General features: G+C 67.1%; 17 protein-coding genes and 1 tRNA gene. 11 read left to right on the top strand and 7 right to left on the bottom strand.

All coding sequences use genetic code 11. The annotated features are described in order from the left end of the window. Positions 1-9 precede the first annotated feature (9 nt). Complete coding sequence (locus HY049_13515) at positions 10-1,419, bottom strand: alpha/beta fold hydrolase (protein ID MBI3449919.1); 1,410 nt, start codon at positions 1,417-1,419, stop codon at positions 10-12. Positions 1,420-1,673: 254 nt separating this feature from the next. On the opposite strand from HY049_13515, the gene HY049_13510 reads away from it, so the two are divergent. The 3 genes from HY049_13510 to HY049_13500 are packed head-to-tail and all read left to right on the top strand — an operon-like array spanning position 1,674 to position 3,678. Then, positions 1,674-2,276, top strand: a complete 603-nt coding sequence (locus HY049_13510) for a helix-turn-helix domain-containing protein (GenBank protein ID MBI3449918.1) — start codon at positions 1,674-1,676, stop codon at positions 2,274-2,276. Continuing rightward, positions 2,273-3,100, top strand: a complete 828-nt coding sequence (locus tag HY049_13505; GenBank protein MBI3449917.1) for an SRPBCC domain-containing protein — start codon at positions 2,273-2,275, stop codon at positions 3,098-3,100. The genes HY049_13510 and HY049_13505 overlap by 4 nt, the downstream gene beginning before the upstream one ends. Continuing rightward, positions 3,097-3,678 carry a dihydrofolate reductase family protein gene (locus HY049_13500; GenBank protein MBI3449916.1) on the top strand — a complete coding sequence of 194 codons (582 nt, stop codon included), beginning with the start codon at positions 3,097-3,099 and terminating at the stop codon, positions 3,676-3,678. Before HY049_13505 ends, HY049_13500 begins: the two co-directional genes overlap by 4 nt. A 239-nt stretch (positions 3,679-3,917) precedes the next feature. Here HY049_13500 and HY049_13495 read toward each other — a convergent pair whose 3' ends face one another. Further along, positions 3,918-5,348, bottom strand: coding sequence for a DUF11 domain-containing protein (locus HY049_13495; GenBank protein MBI3449915.1), 1,431 nt, complete (start codon positions 5,346-5,348; stop codon positions 3,918-3,920). A gap of 83 nt (positions 5,349-5,431) precedes the next feature. Between HY049_13495 and polA the strand changes: the two genes are divergently transcribed. Next, the gene (polA, locus tag HY049_13490; protein MBI3449914.1) at positions 5,432-8,119 is read left to right on the top strand and encodes a DNA polymerase I; all 2,688 of its coding nucleotides are present in this window, start codon (positions 5,432-5,434) and stop codon (positions 8,117-8,119) included. A gap of 81 nt (positions 8,120-8,200) precedes the next feature. On the opposite strand, the gene HY049_13485 is transcribed toward polA, so the two are convergent. After that, positions 8,201-8,455 carry a hypothetical protein gene (locus HY049_13485; GenBank protein MBI3449913.1) on the bottom strand — a complete coding sequence of 85 codons (255 nt, stop codon included), beginning with the start codon at positions 8,453-8,455 and terminating at the stop codon, positions 8,201-8,203. Between the two features lie 158 nt (positions 8,456-8,613). Here HY049_13485 and HY049_13480 point away from each other — a divergent pair, with 158 nt between their 5' ends. Together HY049_13480 and HY049_13475 are read left to right on the top strand one after the other, a co-directional pair. After that, complete coding sequence (locus HY049_13480; protein MBI3449912.1) at positions 8,614-8,970, top strand: hypothetical protein; 357 nt, start codon at positions 8,614-8,616, stop codon at positions 8,968-8,970. A gap of 35 nt (positions 8,971-9,005) precedes the next feature. Next, the gene (locus HY049_13475) at positions 9,006-9,587 is read left to right on the top strand and encodes a hypothetical protein (GenBank protein ID MBI3449911.1); all 582 of its coding nucleotides are present in this window, start codon (positions 9,006-9,008) and stop codon (positions 9,585-9,587) included. Between the two features lie 16 nt (positions 9,588-9,603). Here the strand turns inward: HY049_13475 and HY049_13470 are convergent, their stop codons facing one another. From HY049_13470 to HY049_13460, 3 genes are all read right to left on the bottom strand, one after another. Continuing rightward, complete coding sequence (locus HY049_13470) at positions 9,604-11,286, bottom strand: histidine ammonia-lyase (protein MBI3449910.1); 1,683 nt, start codon at positions 11,284-11,286, stop codon at positions 9,604-9,606. After that, positions 11,283-12,722: a histidine--tRNA ligase gene (hisS, locus tag HY049_13465; GenBank protein MBI3449909.1), complete on the bottom strand. Its 1,440-nt coding sequence runs from the start codon at positions 12,720-12,722 to the stop codon at positions 11,283-11,285. Before hisS ends, HY049_13470 begins: the two co-directional genes overlap by 4 nt. A gap of 51 nt (positions 12,723-12,773) precedes the next feature. Further along, positions 12,774-12,850 (bottom strand) — tRNA-His (locus HY049_13460). A 391-nt stretch (positions 12,851-13,241) separates the two neighbouring features. Between HY049_13460 and HY049_13455 the strand changes: the two genes are divergently transcribed. The 3 genes from HY049_13455 (at position 13,242) to HY049_13445 (ending at position 16,677) form a co-directional block, all read left to right on the top strand. After that, on the top strand, positions 13,242-14,369 hold the full coding sequence (locus HY049_13455) for a response regulator (protein MBI3449908.1): 1,128 nt from the start codon (positions 13,242-13,244) through the stop codon (positions 14,367-14,369). Between the two features lie 62 nt (positions 14,370-14,431). After that, positions 14,432-15,370 (top strand): MoxR family ATPase, encoded by a 939-nt coding sequence (locus tag HY049_13450; GenBank protein MBI3449907.1) that lies wholly within the window; start codon positions 14,432-14,434, stop codon positions 15,368-15,370. Positions 15,371-15,558: 188 nt separating this feature from the next. Further along, positions 15,559-16,677, top strand: coding sequence for an ATP-binding protein (locus HY049_13445; GenBank protein ID MBI3449906.1), 1,119 nt, complete (start codon positions 15,559-15,561; stop codon positions 16,675-16,677). A gap of 636 nt (positions 16,678-17,313) precedes the next feature. Here HY049_13445 and HY049_13440 read toward each other — a convergent pair. Continuing rightward, positions 17,314-17,913 (bottom strand): hypothetical protein, encoded by a 600-nt coding sequence (locus tag HY049_13440; GenBank protein ID MBI3449905.1) that lies wholly within the window; start codon positions 17,911-17,913, stop codon positions 17,314-17,316. A 367-nt stretch (positions 17,914-18,280) separates the two neighbouring features. Here HY049_13440 and HY049_13435 point away from each other — a divergent pair, with 367 nt between their 5' ends. Continuing rightward, complete coding sequence (locus HY049_13435; GenBank protein ID MBI3449904.1) at positions 18,281-19,282, top strand: DUF58 domain-containing protein; 1,002 nt, start codon at positions 18,281-18,283, stop codon at positions 19,280-19,282. Then, the coding region (locus tag HY049_13430) for a DUF3488 domain-containing protein (GenBank protein MBI3449903.1) at positions 19,279-19,836 on the top strand (558 nt) is incomplete at its 3' end. The genes HY049_13435 and HY049_13430, both read left to right, overlap by 4 nt.

The raw sequence follows: 19,836 nt of genomic DNA, 5'->3' as shown, positions 1-19,836 counted from the left end.
GCGAAAGACTCAGTCCGCCAGCTCGTCCGCATGCAGCGCGAAGGAGAGATCCTCCGTCCTCGCGAGACAACTCGTATCCAGACCTTCCACGCGGCCGGCGGTGACGAAAGCCTGTTCCATCTGCGCGACGCACGGGTCCGTGTCGTTGTGTGACCGGTTGGGCAGGACGAGATGGCGCGAGTTGGTGAAGGACCGCGCCGCCCTCTCGCCGTAGCGCGGCGGCGTCGCGAGATCCAGGGCTCCGGTGAGGATCAAAGCGGGAACGTTGGACTGGCCCGGGGTCCAGTAATCCTCCGGCAGCCAGCCGCGCACCCACTCGCCGCAGGCAAGGATTTCCCGGCGGACACGGAAGTCGCTCAGGAAGGTGCCGGCCGCTGCCGCCGGCACCGCGGCGGCGTCGAAGTGCAACTCCTCGTTGCAGACGATCGAGAGATAGACGCCCTTCGGAATCCCGCTCTCTTCCTTGGAAGCCAGCCTCCGGGCGATCGGTTGGTAGTCGCCCGCGGCGGCGAGGTGGATCAACAGGGGGAGGTCGTGGATTCTCTCCGCCGAAAACAGGAGACGCACGACGAAGCCGCGCAGAATCTCGGCGTCGATCGGGACCTCGACCTCCTGGCCGGTCTCGGTCTGGCTCACCTTGACCTCGACCGGCTTCTCGGCGAGGCGCGTGAGGAGTGCGCTGAACTCCTGCGCGAGGTTGGGAAAGGCATCGTGGCAACCCGGCTGCCGGGCGCACGCGGCGAAGGCCAGGTCCAGCGCCGCTTCGGTGGACCGGGGAAACTCGAGCCACATCGGCACGTCGAAGGGGACCACGCCATGCAGGACGACCGACCGGACGCGCTCCGGGTGCTGGCGCAGGTAGACCATCGCTGCCTGGGTTCCATACGACACGCCGTAGAGGTTCAGCCGCGGATACCCGAGCCAGGAGCGGACCTCGTCCAGGTCGTCCATCGCCACGGGGGTCGTGTAGAAGCGCAGGTCGGCCTTGCTCTCCAATTCCGCGCGGCAACGGCGGACCGCCGCAAGGAAGCGGGCCTCGTCGCGATACTCCGCGCTCGCGGGATCCGTGGGCAGATCGCATTCCAGCGGATTGGAGGCCCCGCTCCCCCGCTGATCGATCAGCAGGATGTCGCGGTGGAGCCTCAAGTCGGAGAGCGCCCGGTTCAGGAAACCCGCGTAACGGGTGGCCGGCGCGACGCCGCCGCCGGCGAGGAAGACCAGCGGGTCGGGGGCCACATCCGGTGTCTTCGCCGGCAGGACCACGATGTTGAGACCGATCTTCCTTCCTGTTCCGGCGGCGCGGTTCTCATAGACCTCGTACCGGCCGCAGAGGACCTCCTCGTCCACGCCCGAGACCCGGCAGGGTGTCAGCTTGTCGTTCACGCGGCGACCGGGGGCCGCGGCGGGACGCTGTCCCACTCGGGCGCAGGAATCCATCGTGAGGCTCAGCGCAAGCAGCAAGATAGCGGTGGGAACTCTCGGATTCATCGGCACTCCCCTCCCTGGCAGGATGGCGCCTACGAGGAGAGGTCGTCCGTGGTTCCGGCGGAGCGCGGGAACGAGTGAGGAGCTGAGAACGACAGCCGAACTCGGTCTTCTGGTGCCCAACGTCAACGGTAGAAAAGCCTGAATTCGGGCTTGACAACAATAGTTGTCAAGAGTACCATCTCCTCATGCTCGATATCCACGTCATCCATGATCCGGCGGCGGCGGCGGTGGCCCTGGAGCCCATGCGGAGTCGACTCCTCTCCGAGCTGGCCGCGCCCGCCTCGGCGGCGACATTGGCCACGCGGGTCGGCTTGCCTCGGCAGAAGGTCAACTACCATCTGCGCGCGCTGGAGGCGCACGGGTTGGTGCGTCTCGCCCAGGAACGCAAGTGGGGCGGGCTGACGGAACGCCTGCTTGTGGCGACGGCTGCTTCCTACATCGTTTCGCCGAGTGCCTTGGGACCGGTCGCCATGGATCCCCATCGGGAAGTCGATCGGCTGTCCGCGAGCTATCTCATCGCTCTGGGCGCGCGGATCGTCCGCGAGGTGGCCGACCTCGTTCGTCGTGCAAAGAAGGCGGGCAAACGCCTGGCGACCCTGGCGGTGGATACCGAGGTTCGCTTCCGGTCGCCGGCGGACCGGGCGGCTTTCAGCGCCGAGCTCGCCGAGGCCATCACGAGGCTCATTTCGAAGTACCACGATGAATCCGCCCGCGGCGGCCGCGCGCATCGCCTGGTGGTCGTGGCGCACCCTCTGCCGAAAACATCCGATCTCAAGGAGCCATCATGAGCGTGAAGCAAGAAGCCTCCGGGCGCCGTTCCCTCCAGGTCGAACTCGAGGTCCCCGGCACGCCGGAGGAAGTCTGGCAGGCCATCGCCACCGGGCCGGGAATTTCGTCCTGGTTCGTGCCGGCTGAGTTCGAGGATCGCGACGGGAAGCCCGTCGCACTGAAGTTGAGCTTCGGCCCGGGCATGGATCCCAGTTCTCCTCTGACGGCCTGGGATCCGCCGCGGATGTTTGCCGCGCAGGGCGAGGGTTGGGGTGGCTCGCCGCCCATCGCGACCGAGTGGAGCGTCGAACCCCGCGCGGGTGGTGTGTGCATCGTCCGCATTGTCCATAGCCTTTTCGCCAGCACGGACGAGTGGGACGACCAGCTGGAAGGCACCAAGTCCGGGTTTTCAGGTTTCTTGCGCAACCTGCGAATCTATCTCACGCACTTTCGCGGCCAACGCTCCGCGATCCGGCAGTTGGCGGCTCCCGTCGCGGGAACCGAAGCGGATGCCTGGGGAACGCTGACCGCGGCATTGGGACTGAAAGGCTTCAGCGTCGGGCAGCGTTGGACGGCGCCGGCGGGTGTCCCGGCGCTCAGCGGCGTGGTGGAGTACGTCACCCGGAATCCGTACGACGCCCTGCTGCGCCTCGACAAGCCGGGGCAAGGCGTCGCCGCCCTTGGCGTCTTCACGTTCCCCGGCGGCAGCCAGACCATGGTTGCGATGAGCTTCTACATGTACGGCGATCAGGCGGCCGGAACTGTCGCCCGCATGGAACCACTCTGGCAAGCGTGGGTCCAGGAACGCTTCCCGATCCCGGCGGAGCCGGGGAAGAGCGCATGAGAAAGCTCAAGATCATCGAGCACATCTCGCTGGACGGCGTGATCCAGCACTCCGCCGATGACGGCGACTTCCCTTACAGCGACTGGACCGCGCCCTATCGGACTCCCGCCGGCCGGGACGCAGTAGCGGCCGCGCATGGCGAGCGCTTCGATCTGCTGCTCGGTCGTCGCACCTACGATATCTGGTCGGGCTTCTGGCCAAAGGCGCCGAGCCATCCGTTGGCGGACCGCCTCAATGCGGCGACGAAATATGTCGCGACGCATCGTTCGGAGAGTCTTGAGTGGGGCCCGTTCGAGGGAATTGGACCGGACCTCGTCGAGGGCGTTCGCCGCATCAAGTCGCAGGACGGCCCGGGCCTCGTCCTCTCGGGAAGTTCCACACTGACATCGACGCTGCTCGAACATGGGCTTGCGGATGAAGCCGTGCTGATTGTCTCTCCGGTTCTGTTGGGCACCGGGAAGCGCTTCTTTAGAGAGAAGACCCCGGCACGCGCATTCGAGCTTGTCAGCACGACAGCCACGCCGTCCGGCGTCCTCCTCAACACGTACAAGGTCGCCGGGCCTTTGAAGGCCGGATAGTTCGACGACGCGACATCGTGCGTACTGTCCGCGCTCGTATGTGCCCACATCCCGGAGTGCTGCATGCAATTCCGTTCAGCCGTCCACCGTCCTGTCCCGGCGGTCGCGCAGGGCGACCGCCCACGCCGGTCCCCGCGCCCGAACTCCACGCGCGCAGGCCCAGGAAGAGACGGGTGTCCAGAGCGGGGCCGGAAGACATGCCTCGGAGGCCATTCCCGAGGCGCGTGGAAAACAAGAACTCAGGGAACGGTTACAGAGAAACCGACTGTCCCCGTCGCGGCCGCCGCGACCCCCGCCGCGAAAGTCCACTTCACGTGGGTGACGACGCCGGCCTGCGACGCGTCGTAGGTCGCCCCGCCGTCGTGCGAGTAGGTGATCGCCGTCCCAGCCCCCGAGGCCGAGCCCGGGAGATACTTCGCCGGCGACGGGACGGGATCGATGAGGACCACGTTCTGCGCGTCGAGATTTCCCGCGTTCGTGTACGTCACCGTGTAGGCGATCGACTGCCCCGGCGTCGCCGTCGCGCGGCTCGCGGACTTCAACAGCGTCAGCACCGGCCCCCCGAGCGTGACGACGTCGGTCGCGGTGTCCGACACGGACATGTCCACCGACGACGTGGCCTTCCCCACCACGGTCGCCACTTTCCCCACGGCGACATTCGGCGTCGCGATGACGGTCAGGACCCGAATGACGCCTCCGAGCCCCGCCACCGACCCCGTGTCCACCTTCCCGTCGGCGTCCGTGTCGGCGAGGACCGTGTCCCCCGCCGTCAGCGTCCCGCTCGCGTCGGCATCGCGATAGAAGGTGACGGACGAGGGAGTGAACGTCCCCGAAGTGGTGAACGACAGATCGAAAACGTCCGCGACGTTTCCGGTATTCGTGATCGTGTGCGCCATGACCGCCGAGGTTCCGGGCGTCGTCGTCACCGCGCGATTGGGAACGAAGGCGACGGTCGTGTAGTAGTTCGTGCCGCCCACGTTGTCGGCGACATCCGACGGGATGGCCGCGGAGTTTCTCGTCGACGAGATGTGGATGTTCATCGCGGAGCCCGCGGCGACGCCGACGTTGGCCCACGAGATGACGGCCTCGGCCGACTTCCCGTCCAACGATCCGCCGTTGAGGTTACCGATCCCGGGGCCGTTGGTGTTCTGCCCCGGGAGCTTGTAGCCGTCGTGGACTCCGGCGTTGCTGATCGCGTCGCCCACGGTCGTGTTGACGGCGGCGTAGGAGTCGCGCCTCAGGTTCGTGCTGCGGCTGCTCCCGTGCCACTCGAGGCGGAGCATCGGCTCACCCTGCTCCATGCGCCCGTTGTTGTTCGCGTCGAGGAAGAACCAGAAGTACTTGACGCTCGCGACGGTTCCCTGCCGATGGATGTAGAAGTAGAGGTTCGTCGCGTCCCAGGTGAAGGCGACGGTGTCGATGTCGAGATACGCGTCCGAGGGGGCGTCGAGGTCGGGGCGGCCCCCCGCCGGCCCGTCGAGGAAGACGTTGTCGGGATCGGCGAGGACGGCGGCCCAGTCGCCGAAGTTGCCGTCTATCGTGATTGTCGTGAGCGTCGGGGTTCCCGCCAGGGCGGAGCCCCCCGCGACGAAAACGAGGGCGGCCATCGCCGCCGCGGCAAGAGGGTGATGACCGCGGCGCGCGCGGGCGCGGAGCTTCCGCTGGCGCATGACATCGCGAATATTGAGGGGCGGGCGCCTCACGTCAATCGGTGAGCGAACGAAGCCGGCGCGTTGCGATATCCTGACCAGCCATGGCGACCCTCTTCCTGATCGACGGCACGTACAACATCTTCAGGGCCTACCACGCCACCCCGAAGCTGACGAACAGCAAGGGGCTCCCGACCAACGCCGCGTACGCGTTCACCTCGATGCTGAGAAAGCTCCTGAACGACGAGAGGCCGGTGTACGTCGCCGTCGTCTTCGACACCGAGAAGCCCACCTTCCGCCACGTGAGCTTCCCCGAGTACAAGGCGCACCGCCCGCCCCCGCCCGACGACCTGATCCCCCAGTTCGATCTCGTGTACCGGGTGTGCGCGGCGCTTCGCGTGCCGGTGATGACGAAGGACGGCTACGAGGCCGACGACGTCATGGCGACTCTCGCCGAGAAGGCGGTCGCCTTCGGGCACGACGCGGTGATCGTGACTTCCGACAAGGATCTCTTCCAGCTCGTGCGCCCCGGCGTGAAGATCCTGAACCCGAACAAGGGAAACGTCCTGATGGACGAGGCGAAGGTCGAGGAGATCTTCGGCGTCCCGCCCTCCCAGGTCGTCGACGTCCTCGCGCTGATGGGCGACGCCTCGGACAACGTGCCCGGGGTTCCCGGCATCGGCGAGAAGGGGGCCCGCGACATCGTGAAGGCCTTCGGCTCGGTCGACGAGGCCGCGAAGAGATCGGAAGGAGAGTTCGCGGCGATCGGGCGCATGGGTAAGAAGTACTGGAACGCGCTGCACGAGCATCACGCGCAGGCTCTGAAGTGCCGTACGCTTGTGACCGTGATGCGCGACGCGCCGGTCGATCTCGATCTCGCGGCGCTGAAGACGGTCGGCCCCGATCGCGCCGAGGCCCACCGCCTCTTCCAGGAGCTGGAGTTCACCGCGCTGGTCGACGAGTTCGCCCCGGCTGCCGAGGGGTCGCTCGTGCACCGGACGATCACGACCTTGCCGGATCTCGACGCCTTCCTCGCCGGGTGCCGCGCCGACGGCGTCCTCTCGGTGGACACCGAGACGACGAGCCCTGACCCGGTGAAGGCCACGCTGGTCGGCGTCTCGCTCTGCAGCCGCCCCGCGGTGGCGGCGTACATCCCGATCGGCCACGCCTACCTCGGCGCCCCCGTCCAGCTTCCCCTCGAAGAGGTGCTCGCCCGGCTGAAGCCGCTCCTCGAGGACGCGACCCTCCCGAAGATCGGCCAGAACGCCAAGTACGAGATCATCATGTTCCGCCGGCACGGCGTGGAGCTGCGTGGCCTCGAGTTCGACACGATGATCGCCTCGTACGTCGTCGATCCGTCGCGGCGCCGCCACAACCTCGACGACCTCGCGCGCGACCTCCTCGGCTACAAGACGATCACGTACGAGGAGATCGCCGGGAGCGGCGTGAAGCAGGTCACCCTCGACTCCGTGGACGTCGAGACGGTGGCGCGCTACGCCGCCGAGGACGCCGAGGTCGCGCTGAGGCTCCGGGCAAAGCTCGCCCCGATGCTCGTCGAGCGCGAGATGGAGGATCTCTACGAGAAGATGGAGCTTCCCCTCGTGCCGATCCTCGCGGCGATGGAGATGGCGGGGGTGCGCGTGGACAAATCGGTCCTGCGCGCGATGGCCGGCGATCTCGACCGCGAGCTGAAGCGTCTCGAGGGGGAGATCTACGAGATGGCCGGCGTTTCCTTCAACATCCAGTCGCCCAAGCAGCTCGGCGACATCCTCTTCGAGAAGCTGGAGCTGGCGTCGAAGCGCAAGACGGCGAAGAGCAAGGCCCTTTCGACCTCCCAGGAGGTCCTCGAGGACCTCGCCGCGCAGCACCCGCTCCCCGCGAAGGTGCTCGAGTACCGATCTCTCGCGAAGCTGAAGGGGACGTACGTGGACGCCCTCCCGCTTCTCGTCAACGAGACCACCGGCCGGCTCCACACGTCGTTCAACCAGACCGTCGCGGCGTCGGGACGCCTCTCCTCGTCCGACCCGAACCTCCAGAACATCCCCGCGCGGACGGAGACGGGGCGAAAGATACGCGCCGCCTTCGTCCCCGACCCGGGGTGCGTCTTCATCGCCGCCGACTACTCGCAGGTCGAGCTGCGCGTCCTCGCCCACATGGCCGACGACCCGGAGATGCAGGACGCCTTCCTCAAGGGGGAGGACATCCACCGCCGCACGGCGGCGCAGATCTTCGACGTGATGCCGCCGCTCGTCACCGACGAGATGCGGCGTCGCGCCAAGACGATCAACTTCGGCGTCCTGTACGGCATGGGGCCGGTGCGCCTGGCGCGCGAGCTCTCGATCTCGCGGAAGGCGGCCACCGACTTCATCGACCAGTACTTCTCGCGCTTCCCGCGCGTGAAGGAGTACATGGATCGCACCGTCGCGGGCCTCGAGCGCGACGGATTCGTCACGACCCTCTTCAACCGCCGGCGCTACTTCCCCGAGATGAAGTCGGGCGACCGCATGCTCATCCAGCAGGCGCTGCGCGCCGCGGTCAACTCGACGATCCAGGGGACCGCCGCCGACATCATCAAGAGGGCGATGATCGACATCGATGCGGCGCTGGCGGCCGGACGATTGAATTCGCGGATGATCCTCCAGGTCCACGACGAGCTCGTCGTCGAGACCCCCGAGGCCGAGGTCGAGCGCGTCTCGCGCCTCGTGAAGGAGAGGATGGAAGGGGCGTGCGCGCTGACCGCGCCTCTCGTGGTCGACGTGAAGATCGGACGGTCGTGGATGGAGGTGACGTAGCTCGTGGGCTCGCCTGCAGTATCATGCTGCGCGTTGATCCTTTCCCGTCGTCATAAAAGGAGATTCATATTGAAGCGAAATCTATTGACCCTCGCAGCAGTCGTCATGATCGCGGCGCTCGCATCGCCGGCCTTCGCCAGCAGCGGCAACCTCAACTTCGTCCTGGGGAATCGATCGCTTCCGGACGACAACTGGGACCGGCTCGATTCCCAGACCGTCTTCGGCGCGACCGTCGACTTCGAGATCAAAGGCTGGCCCGTCGAGCTCGAAGGCTGTCTTCAGGGATCCAATCACACGGAAAACGTGTTCGGAGCGGACGTCAAGGGTCAGGTTCATGAGATCTGCTTCGGCGCGCACAAGCGGTGGGACCTGAAGACCGGGAAGATGCACGTCTTCGCCGGAGGCGGCCTCGCCAACGTCACCGCCAAGATCGAGGGCGCCGGAGTCAGCGACAGCGACAGCTCCCTGGGCGAGTACATCCACGGGGGGATCTTCTGGCGGCTCGGCCACCGGTTCAACCTCGGCTTCGACGGGCGCGTGTTGTTCGGCACGGACATCACGCTCTTCCGCTTGAGCGGCGACGCCAACTACTCGCAGCTCGGCGTGCTCCTCGGCTTCGGCTGGCCCAGGAGCAAGTAACAGGTCGCGAGCGCGACGACGTCGTGACCACCCTCTTCAACCGCCGGCGCTACTTCCCCGAGATGAAGTCGAGCGACCGCATGCTCATCCAGCAGGCGCCGCGCGCCGCGGTCAACTCGACGATCCAGGGGACCGCCGCCGACATCATCAAGAGGGCGACGATCGACGTCGACGCGGCGCCGAGGCCCCCCAGGCCGAGGTCGAGCGCGTGACGCACCTTGTGAACGAGAGGATGGAGGTGACTTGGATGAGACGGGCGCTCGTGCTGGTTGTTACCGGATGGATCGTCTGCGCTCTCGGTGCTCCGGTTCTCGCCGAGGGGAACGCCAACTTCGTCGTCGGACGGCGCTCGATGACGAACCGCGATTACTGGGGTGATTTCGACCGGCAAACCCTCGCCGGAGTCACCGTGGATTTCGGCCGTGCCACGTGGCCGATCCACCTGGAGACGGGACACCAGGAGTCGATGCGGAGGGATAGACATGGGCTCAAGCGGGCCGACGTCGTGGAGGACAACTCGTTCGGCGTCAACAAGAGTTGGGGATCCGGCGAAACAAGCGTGCACCCGTTCGTCGGGGGAGGAGTGTCGCTTGTCACGACCTTTCAGGGACTCGGACCGTTCGGGGGCGGCACCATCTACTCGCAGGACAGGTCCAAGGGGGCGTACGCCCACGGCGGTGCCTTCTGGCGCCGCGGCGCCCGTCTGAATCTGGGCGTCGATGCCCGGGTTCGCAGCGGGAGCTCGATTCATTTCCTGGGCAGGCGCGGCAATGCCCAGTACGCTCAGGTCTCGTTTCTGATCGGCTGGGGCTGGCCGACGACGAAGTAGAGCCGACCGACCCCGCCTACCCGATCAGCGCCTCGGCCGTGAGCCGCCCCGCGAGGATCGCCTCGCGCAGTCGATCGATGTCGGGGGCCGGCGACCGATCGACGGTGTAGGGCTCGACCCCGATCGCCCGGATCGCGTCGATCGCCGCGCGCGTCCCGCGCCCCGGCGCGAACCTCTCGCCGTCCGCCGCCATGAGCTTCTGGCGCAGGTGCAGCGCCTGGAAGGCGCACAGGAGCTCGACGGCGACGATGGTCGCCACGTTCGAAACGATCTCGCGGGCCTGCCGCGCGCCGTGCGTCCCCATGCTGACGTGATCCTCGAAGCCGTTCCCCGTCGGGATCGAATCGACGCTCGCGGGGTGCGCGAGAACGCGGTTCTCGGCGACGAGCCCCGCCGCGAGGTACTGCGGCACCATGAGCCCCGAGTTGAGGCCGCTGTCCTCGATCAGGAAGTCGGGAAGGCCGCGGTTGAACTTCGAGTCGAGGAGGAGCGCCGCCCGGCGCTCGCTCGAAGAGCCGATCTCGCAGACCGCGATCTTCAGGAAGTCCGCCGCCATCGCGACCGGAGCGCCGTGAAAGTTTCCGGCCGAGAACGACTTGTTGTCGCGGGGGGCGTCGACGAAGACGAGCGGGTTGTCGTTCGCGGAGTTCATCTCGCGCTCCAGCGTGGCGCGGATGAAGCCGATCGCGTCGAGGCTCGCGCCGATCACTTGAGGACAGGTCCGGATCGAGTACGGGGAGTGGATCCCCTCCTTCGGGAAAGGGGCGGGCGCGCGTCCGGCCCGCTTCTCCTCCAGGAACTTCAGATACGCGTCCCGATCGGCGGCGTGATCGAAGACGAGGCGGCTCCCCGCGAGGGCGCGCCTCATCGTCGCCGCGGTCTCGACCTGCCCCGGGAAGCCTCGCGACGCGTTCACCCGCTCGTCGGTGAAGTCGGCGTTCCCGCGGATCGCCTCGAGCGTCATCGCCGCCGCGACGGTCGAGGCCGATCCGATGCGCGACGCGTCGGCGCATCCGAGGGCCGTGATCGACGTGATGAACTGCGTTCCGTTGTTGAGCGCGAGCGCCTCCTTCTCGAGGAGCAGGAGGCGAGGAATCCCCGCGCGGGCCATCGCCTCGGCCCCCGGAAGGATGTTTTCGCTGAAGCGGGCCCTCCCCGAGTCGTAGTCCCCCTGCTTCCCGTCCGCCTCGTCGGGATCCATGCTGAGGACGATCGCCATGTGGGAGAGCGGGGCGAGGTCGCCGCTCCCTCCGACCGAGCCGTAGATCGGCACGCACGGCGTGACCCCCCGGTTCAGCATCTCGAGGAGCGTCGTCACCACCTCGACGCGGCATCCCGAGAGACCCTTGGCGAGCGCGTTGGCGCGGAGGAGCATCGCCCCCCGCACGACGTCCTCGGGAAAATCGGGGCCGACCCCCGACGCGTGGCTCAGGAGGAGATTCCGAGAGAGGCGCTTGAGATCGGCCTCCGGGATCGCGATCTCGCGGTTGATGCCGAACCCGGTGTTGCAGCCGTAGATCGCCGCCCGGATTCCGCCGGGGCCGGTGCGCGTGATCTCCTCGACCCACGCGCGTGCCGCCGCGACGCGCGACGCGGCGGCCGGATCGAGCGACGTCTTGCGGAGGGGATGGCGCGCGACGGAGAGGAAATCGGCGAGGGTCATCCCCTCACCGCTGATCTTCATGGCCGCCGCCGTCATGGCGCCTCCAGGAGCGACCGGATCGTCGCGATCATCTCGGCCCGCGGCACGGTCCTCTGCCCGAAGCGCTGCTTCACCCAGGCCTCCCGATCCGCCGCGTCCCCCTCGCGCTGCTTCCCTTCGCGCAGGTCCTTGATCGACACGGTCCCGGCGTCGAACTCGTTCGAGCCGGCGATGAGCACGACGGGGATGCCGACCTTGTCGGCGTAGGCGAACTGCTTCTTCATCCCGGCGGGGCCTCCCATGTAGATCTCGGCCGGGATGCCGGCGGCGCGCAGCTCCTGCGTCATGGCGAGGTAGTCGGGGATCCGCCCCTGATCCATCACCGTCGTGAGGACGCGCGCCGTCGCCCAGCCCTGGGGGACGAGGCCGAGCCTGTCGAGGGCCGCCAGGAGCCGATCGACGCCGATGGAGGCGCCGGTCGCCTCGACCTTCGTCCCGAGGAAGCGCTCGACGAGGCCGTCGTAGCGGCCGCCGCCGAAAACGGCGCCGAACTCGGGGAGGTCGGTGAGGATCGCCTCGAAGATGGGGCCGGTGTAGTAGTCGAGGCCGCGCGCGATGCTGAGGTCGACGGCGACACGGCTGTCAGGGATGCCGGCCGCCGTCAGGTACTTGTCGATCTCGCGGAGCTCGGCGATCCCCTCCCCTGCGCCGTCGACCGATGCGAAGAGCTTTTCCACGGCGTCGAGGAGGCCGGCGCGGCCGCAACCGGGCACTCCCTCGAGGCTCACGAATCGCTCCACCGCGTCGATCGACGCGCGGGAGAGCCCGAGCCCGGAGATCCTGTCGCCGCTCGCGTCCACGCGCCCCGGGCCCAGCTCGAGGAGGACCGACTTCAGCCCCTGCTTGTCGAGCTTGTCGAGGATCCGGAGCGTCCTCACGCCGGATTCTCCGTCGAGGCGCGCGTACTTCAGGAGTGCGTTCAGGATCTTGCGCGACGAGTAGCGGATGCGGTACGCGCGGAGGCCGAGGGCGGCGAACGCCTCGTCCATCGCCAGCAGGATCTCGGCGTCCGCGAGGACCGTCGGCGACCCGACCGAGTCGATGTCGAACTGAATGAACTCCCTGAAGCGGCCGGGATCCGGCTTGTCGGCGCGCCAGACCGGGGAGACCTGGTAGCGGCGGAACGGGCGCGGCAGGTTCGGGTACTGCGAAACCACGCGCGCGAGGGGGACGGTGAGGTCGTAGCGGAGGGCGACTTCCTCGCCTTCCGGCGACGTCATCCGGAAGAGGCTCTTCGTCCCCTCCTCGCCGAGGCCAAGGAGAGCGTCCACGTACTCGAGCGCCGGCGTGTCGAGGGGAACGAAGCCGTAGCTCTCGAAGACGCTCCGCAGCTTCTCGATCATCCCTCGCCGCGCGACGATCTGGTGCGGCAGGATGTCGCGGAACCCTTTGACCGTTCGCGCCTGCACGCGCCCCGAAGGTGCGTCCGGCATCTTCAGCCCTCGCGGTGAAGTCGGCGCGGCGTTCCGAGGAAAGGCGGCCGATGGTACTGGGGGAGGGATTTGAACCCTCGACCCCCTGATCCACAGTCAGGTGCTCTAAGCCTCTGAGCTACCCCAGCACCGCGCGGGAAATGGCTCCCGAATCGCCGTTTCGAGTCTCTTGTTCAGGGAAGGCAGACCGTACCAGAGGGTCCGGGGCAGGTCAAGGCGCGGGCCCTTCACACCCCCCGTCAGAAGGCCGTCGGCCGCGCCCGTCAGCCCCGTGACGCCCGGCCGGCGGCCGGATTTCGCGCGCCGCGGTGGTCCGTCGAAGAGCCCGGCTGGAGCGGCGAATCGCCGGCTGGTAGAATCGCCGCTCCCCGGGCCCGGCGGATGCCGCTTCCGGGGCAAGAACCCGGGAATTTCATGGCGCGGGAGCGCGCGACTCCTATATTCGGGTTGCTTCCGAAGACGCCCGCGGCCTGCGCCCGTCCCGGCGCCGGCGCGTTTCGAGAAAGGTGAGCTGACGGAATGGCCTCGAAGAACCGGATCCTCATCGTGGACGACGAGATGATCATCCGCGAGGTTCTCCTCGAGCGTCTCTCCGCGCTCGAGTACTCCTGCGACAGCGCCCAGAACGCCGCCGAGGCTCTCAGGAAGATCCGCGCGAACACGTACGACCTGGTCCTCTCCGACATCTCGATGCCGGGGGGCGACGGCATCGCGCTTCTCCGGCAGATCAAGTCGGAGCAGGCGTCGCTCGACGTCATCATGGTCACCGGCGTCGTCGACGTCGACACTGCCGTGCGATCGATCCGGCTCGGCGCGAGCGATTACCTGACCAAGCCCTTCAACCTCGACGAGGTGGTCTTCACCGTCGAGAGGACGCTCGAGAAGCGGCGGCTGATCAACGAGAACCTCGAGTACCAGCTCGACCTCGAGCGCAAGGTCGACGAGCGCACGCGAGAGCTGAGGCAGAAGTCTGACGAGGTGGAGCGCCTCTTCCGCGAGCTGAAGGTCGCGTTCGAGAAGATCAACGCCACGTACGACACGACGCTCGAGGCGCTCATGGAGGCGCTCGACGCGCGCGACACGGAGACCCAGGGCCACTCGCGACGCGTCGCCGAGTACACGGTCGCCGTCGCGCGCCGGATGGGGATCGACGAGCCCGAGCTGACGCAGTTCCGGTGGGGCGCGCTCCTCCACGACGTCGGCAAGATCGGCATCCCCGACGCGATCCTCAGGAAGCCAGGACCCCTCGACGCCGACGAGTGGCTCGTCATGATGCAGCACCCGGAGCTCGGCCGCCGCATCCTCTCCTCCGTCAGGTTCCTCGAAGGCGCGGTGCCGATCGTCTACTGTCATCAGGAACGGTTCGACGGCTCGGGGTACCCGCGCGGCCTGAAGGGCGACGAGATTCCTCTCGGGGCGCGCATCTTCGCCGTCGTCGACTGCCTCGACGCGATGAGCATGGACCGCCCCTACCGGGTGGGGACGACGTACGAGCGGGTGAAATCGGAGCTCCTCAAGTACTCGGGGACGCAGTTCGATCCGGCCGTCGTCAGCGTCTTCCTGGGCATCCCTCCCGAGGAGTGGGACGAGATCAACCATCGCGTCATGGACGACCTCGCGGCGCGCGGCCTGATTCACCGCTACTGAGCCACGGCCGAAGGTGGGCCGCCCGCGGGCGGCGCGGCGAGAGTTCCCAGGGAGGACGCGGGTTGGACTCGGCGGAAAGGATAGGCGCCCTCAGGGAGAACATCGGGCGCGCGATCCGCGGCAAGGACGAGGCGGTGAAGCTCGCCGTCGTCGCGCTCCTCGCGAAGGGCCACCTCCTCATCGAGGACATCCCCGGCGTCGGCAAGACCACCCTCGCCAGCAGCCTCGCCCGATCGCTCGGGTGCGCCTTCCGGCGCGTCCAGTTCACGTCCGACCTTCTTCCCTCCGACATCATCGGCGTCACCATCTTCAACCCCGAGCTGCGCGCCTTCGAGTTCAAGCCCGGGCCTCTCTTCACGCACGTCGTCCTCGCCGACGAGATCAACCGGGCGACCCCCAAGACGCAGTCGAGCCTGCTCGAGGCGATGGGCGAGTTCCGCGTCTCGGTCGACTCGCAGACGCACGCGCTGCCGAACCCGTTCTTCGTGGTCGCGACGTTGAACCCGGTCGAGCATCACGGGACATTCCCCCTTCCCGACTCGCAGCTCGACCGGTTCCTCATGCGCGTCGAGATGGGATACCCCGATGAGGCGGCCGAGCGGGAGATCATCGTGCGCCAGCGGCTCGTGAATCCCGGCGAGACGCTCGAGCCGGTGCTGAGCGCCGGCGAGGTCGTCGAGCTCCAGCAGCGCGTCCGCGACGTCCACGTCGACGACTCCCTCCTCGACTTCATGCTCGCGCTGGTGCTGGAGACGCGCCGGCACCCGGCCATCGAGCTCGGCGTCTCGCCCCGCGGATCGCTCTCGCTCTTCCGCGGCGCCCAGGCCCTCGCCCTCGTCGAGGGGCGGCGCTTCGTCCTCCCCCAGGACATCGCCGCGCTCGCCCTCCCCGTCCTCGCGCACCGGCTCGTGCTCAAGCCCACCGCCGCGGCCGCGCGCAGCGGCGTCACCGCGCGGCTGATCATGGAGGAGATCCTCCACCGGGTTCCGGTGCCGGTTTAGGCTTCCGATCGAGTCTTGGCTGCGCCCATGGCCGGATATAATGTTCGGGCGCGGAGGCAGGCGCTTCCAACCGAGGGGCGGACAGGGCAGCCGACATTCGAGCGACCAAGGGCAGGAGCCCTTTCTACCCCAGCCAACCGGTACCCGTCGACCTCTTCGTGGGAAGAAGCACCCAGATAGACCACATCATGACCCGTGGAGTGGGACAGGTCGCGGCGGGTAAACCTGTCGCCATCTTCCTCCAGGGCGAGTACGGGATCGGCAAGAGCTCCATCGCGAACTACGTTCAGTTTCTTGCCGAGCGACAGAACGGCCTTCACGGCATCCACGCACCCCTCGGCTCAGCGGCGAACCTCGATGACGTCGGGGCGGCGATTCTCGAGGCCACGATTCGATCGGGAGCGTTCGATCCCAGGAAATCCGAAAAGGTGCGGGAGTTTTTCTCCAAGTACATCGGAGAACAAAGCCTCTTCGGAGTGACCGTTCACGCTGAAGCCCTCAAGAGGGATGCGCCGGCGATCGCGTCGGGTTTGTTGCCGTTCCTGAGACAGGTTGTGTCACGCCTCGCCGATACCGGCGTGAAAGGCATCTTTCTCGTCCTTGACGAGATCAACGGAATCACCTCCAACCCCAAGTTCGCCCACTTCATCAAGGAGATCGTGGACACCAACGCGCTCGCGCGGGAACCGCTCCCGCTGTTGCTGCTGGTGTGCGGCGTCGAGGAGAGGCGCCGTGAGATGATTCGACGCCACCAGCCCGTGGATCGTGTATTCGACGTCGTTGAGGTCGAGACGATGTCACCGCCGGAGATGTCGCAGTTCTTCACGAAGGCCTTCGAGAGCATCCACGTGAAGGTCGGCCCGGACGCGATCCGTCAGATGACCGAATACTCGGCCGGTTTCCCGAAGATCATGCACCTCGTGGGCGATGCGGCCTTCTGGTCGGATCGGGATGGCGTCATCGACTCGGATGACGCGCTCGACGCAGTCATCGCAGCGGCCGACGAGGTCGGCAAGAAGTACTTCGACCAGCAGGTCCTCAGCGTGCTGCGCAGCGACGACTATCGCTCGATCCTGAAGAAGATCGCGGGGACCGGCCTCGACATGACGTTTCGCCGGGCGGATGTCGCGAAGGGCCTCACGGATTCGGAGAATCGGAAGTTCAACAACTTTCTGCAGAAGATGAAGCGGCTCAATGTGCTTCGACCGGGAGATGTTCAGGGGGAGTACGTGTTCAACGTGCGGATGGTGCGGCTCTACATCTGGCTCGGATCCCGGCGCACCAAGCGCGGGCGGACAACTGCCTGATCGGACCGGATCCCGCTCGGCCCCCCGACAAGAAGAGCCCATTCTACGCTGGCCAGCCGGCGCCGATTGAGCTCTTCTCGTTGGTCAAATCCGGACGAGATTCTCGGAGTTTCCTCGATCTTGCCTTGGTTGTTGCCGCGCCGGGGCTCGCGGGGGAGCGGAGTGTCCGGCGCTCCCCCACGAAGAATTCGCTCACTCACCCCTGCGATCGCCGGAGATGTCTCGCAGCAATTTCGCTCTGGCCTCCTCAAGCGATGGCGTTACGAGAGCTCGGATTCGCGGATCCGCGAAGGCCCCCCAAGGAGAATCCGCGTCACGGTAAGTCGAAAGATCGATGAATGGAGTTATCTTCTGCCCGGTAGCCCAGAACAGTTCGGCGGTTTCACGGGACACTTGCTCCAGAAGTGGATCGTGGGGGATCTTGGCGAAATTGGTGGGCGTGCATAACCACAACCTGCCCTCGCGGATGGTGTATCTGGCTTCGAGATAGGGCTGGATCTCTTCGTAGCGAAGTCTCTTGAGGCGTACCGGGTCGGTTGGCTTTGATGCGTGAGCCGACCAGAAAGGGGCGATCCCTATCAAGGCCGCCGTGGCCGCTACGATGACAAGAAGTCGACTTCGGACCATGTCGGATGCTCAGCCTTGAGGGCGGCAATTGACGCACGCATACCCGCAGAACTGAATCCCGTAGACCGTTCCCAGGTCCGTGTAGCAGCCTGGGCACTCCGGATCTCCCAGACCGCAATTCCCACCGGGCTTCGGGGGCAGGGGATCGGTCTCGATGCGCTCGGCTCCATTGGCGCCGAACTGAAGGGATGAGATCTGAGAAACCTTACCGGCGCTTGCGACCGACATCGCGGCATCGATTCGCTGACTCAACGCTTGAGATCCCTCGAGGGTCGCCAGCGTGTTCTGGCTCTTGAGAGCTCCTTCGATCTCGCGGCGAGTCTGGCGATTCCGAATCTTGTCGAAGGGGCGGCCGATGTCCTCCTTGTCAAAGAGGATTGGAGCCGAGTACGGCAACATCGCCATCTGCACTCCGTTGACTTTCGTCATCAATCCGTGGCCGACCCACACGACGTGTTGCCCCGACTTGGCTGCCCTGGCGCGAATCACCTTGGTATAGTCGCCGTTGGCGCCGACGCTCGCACGAATCTCGCCGGGATCCGTGACGATAAAGATAGTGATCATGACACTCGCCGCAAGAAGGCCCAGAAACGTCACCCATCTCTTCATCTCTCGTTCCTCCTGTCTCCGCCGCAAGCGGGGAATGCGTAGGGAAACCTGAGCGGTATATCGGATCTCTTCTTGGTCGAGACTCGGCACTCGTACCAGATGAATGAATTCAAGTCAAGAGGAAATTCAGGGCTTTGATTGTGAGCAGCTCGAAATGCCCCAAAATGTCCACGTTTGTTCCATCTCTGTCTTGTCAGCACGATCCGCTGGGTTCCCATTGGTCGGGCCATCCGTCTCTCGAAGCGGATTACCGGGTGATGCCGTGGACACCCCGAGTACTTGACCTGGGTAACACCATCGCCGAGAATCTCGCCGCATCGCCTCGCCCGCCGGCGAGCCGCGGAGACCGAAGTCTCTGGACACCACCATGACCCGCACCGCTCCCTTCCTCATCCGCTTCCTGCTCCTGCTCCTCTGCCTCACGGGCGCGGCGGTCAACACCGGGAACAACCTCCTGTACCTCGTCCTCTCCCTGATGACGGGGTTCGCGATCCTCGCCTTCGTCGCAACGACTCGCTCGCTGCGGCACCTGCGCGTCTCGCTCGTGCTTCCCGATCAGGTCGCGGCCGGCGAGGCGTTCCTCGTCGGGATCGAGGCGGCCTCGCTGGACGCGTGGCTGCCGACCGGAGGATCCGAAGTCACGCTCGCGGATTTCCCCGGGGAGGCGCCGGCCGCGATCGTCGCCGCCCTCGCCCCCGGCGCGCGCGCCGTCGTCGCGATCGAAGCGCGCGCCTCGAAACGGGGAGTTCACTCCGCGATCGGGCTCCGGGTGTCGACCACCTACCCGTTCGGCCTTTTCCGCCGCGCGCGGCGGAGCGCGCCGGCGGACGCGATCGTCGTGACTCCCCGCCGGACGCGGCTTCGATCGATCTGGATCGAGGCCGCCCCCGCGGCCGGCGCGGACCCGGCGCGCCGGCTCGGCGACGGCGCCGAGCTCTTCAACATCCGCGACTACACGCCGCAGGACGACGCGCGCCAGATCGACTGGAAGGCCTCGGCCCGGCTCGATCGGACGATGATGAAGGAGCTCGAGGCGGACCACGAGCGGGCGATCGAGATCGTCCTCGACGAGCGCGCGGCGGGCCCGTCGGCCCCGGCCGCGTTCGAGGGGCTGGTAGAGACGGCCGCGTCGATCCTCGATTACTGCGCGGGGAAGGGTCTCCGGGGGCGGCTGATCGTCTCTCTGGACGGCGTCCCGTCGCGGCCCCTCGAGGGGCGCGACGCGATGCTCTACCTCGCGACCGTGCAACCGCGACGCGACGCGCGGGCCCCGCTGCACGGCCCGGGCCCGGCGGGGGCGCAGCGGATCACGCTCTCCCTCGATCCCTCGATCCGCACGCCGCTGCGGCTCGAGCCGCTCGCGCCATGAATCTCCCCGCGCGCGTGGCGCGGCACCTCACCGCCGTCCAGGGGCTGTGCGCCTGCCTCGCGCTCAGCGCCGGCGCCCTCTTCGTCGCCGAGGCCGTCGGCCCGATCCACGCCGCCCTTCTCCTCGCGGCGGCGATCCACCAGCGCCGCCGCTGGGGAGCTCCGCCGGCCTCCCCCGAAAGCCTCGAGCGGCGCAAGCTGCTCTGGGAGAGAGCGGCCATCCTCGCGCTCGTCTTCTTCATCGCCGACCTCTTCTTCGCGACGCGCAATCTCATCGGCGCGGCGCTGAGGCTCCTCGTCTTCATCGTCTTCTATCAGGCCGACACGCCCCGGACACCGCGCGGCGCCCGGCAGACGCTCACGCTCACCTTCATCCAGATCGTCGCCGCCACTGCCTCCACCACCGAGATGTCGTTCTCGATGTGGATGGCGCTCTACCTCGTCGCCGCGACGTACACCCTCGCCGCGCTCAACGTCTCGGAGCGGGGCGTTCCGGCCGGGCCGCTCTCCCCGGCAGCGCCGGCTCCGGCCCTGCGCGGTCCGCTCGCGCGCCTG

It is taken from the genome of Acidobacteriota bacterium, assembly GCA_016195325.1.
Lineage (GTDB): Bacteria > Acidobacteriota > Polarisedimenticolia > JACPZX01 > JACPZX01 > JACPZX01.
Note: the sequence above shows the minus strand (reverse complement) of the source record. Positions and strands in the feature narration are given on the sequence as shown.